This window comes from Gemmatimonadota bacterium, from assembly GCA_026706345.1.
Taxonomy (GTDB): domain Bacteria; phylum JAAXHH01; class JAAXHH01; order JAAXHH01; family JAAXHH01; genus JAAXHH01.
In genome coordinates this window covers 1,733-2,358 of the sequence record JAPOYX010000065.1, presented here as the reverse complement: position 1 = coordinate 2,358, position 626 = coordinate 1,733, and the positions used below count along the sequence as shown (strand labels likewise).

Genomic DNA, 626 nt, shown 5'->3' with positions numbered 1-626 from the left:
CCCTTATGCCCCTCCTTTCCCTTCGTCCTATTGCCGTGAGCGTGTACCTGCTTGAGGTCATCCGCTCAGCCCCCGTGTCATGTCTGCAACAATATCGCGGGCGGCCTGGCGCGGGTCTGTGGCATCCCGAATAGGTCTGCCCACAACCAGATAATTTGCTCCGGCCTGCATGGCCTGGTGCGGCGTGAGAACCCGTTTCTGATCGTCGGTCGTGCTGCCCTGCGGACGAACGCCTGGAATGACCAGGGTCAGTTTGTCTCCACAGGCACGACGGATTGCGGCAATTTCTTGAGGAGAGGCCACCAGACCGTCAATACCCACTTGCTGGGCAAGCCGGGCGAGCCGAACGACCTGCGCCGCCGGACCAGCCCTGACTCCGACCTGCTTGAGGTCGTCCCGGCCCAGACTCGTCAGCACGGTGACCGCCAGCAGGGTTGGGCGGGTGAGCTGTTCGGCGCGACACACGGTGCGGACTGCCCGGTGGGCCTGCCGCAACATATCGGTACCGCCGGAGGCGTGCAGGGTGAACATCTTTACACCCAGACGGGCGGCTTCCACTGAGGCGGAAGCCACGGTCTGGGGAATGTCGTGGAATTTGAGGTCGAGAAAGACCGCCCCGCCCTTGG

At 63.7% G+C, this 626-nt stretch carries 1 protein-coding gene; it reads right to left on the bottom strand.

The features are described 5' to 3' along the window. Positions 1 to 57: 57 nt before the first annotated feature. On the bottom strand, positions 58 to 626 hold a 569-nt coding region (gene pyrF / locus OXG98_05540), incomplete at its 5' end, for an orotidine-5'-phosphate decarboxylase (GenBank protein MCY3771465.1).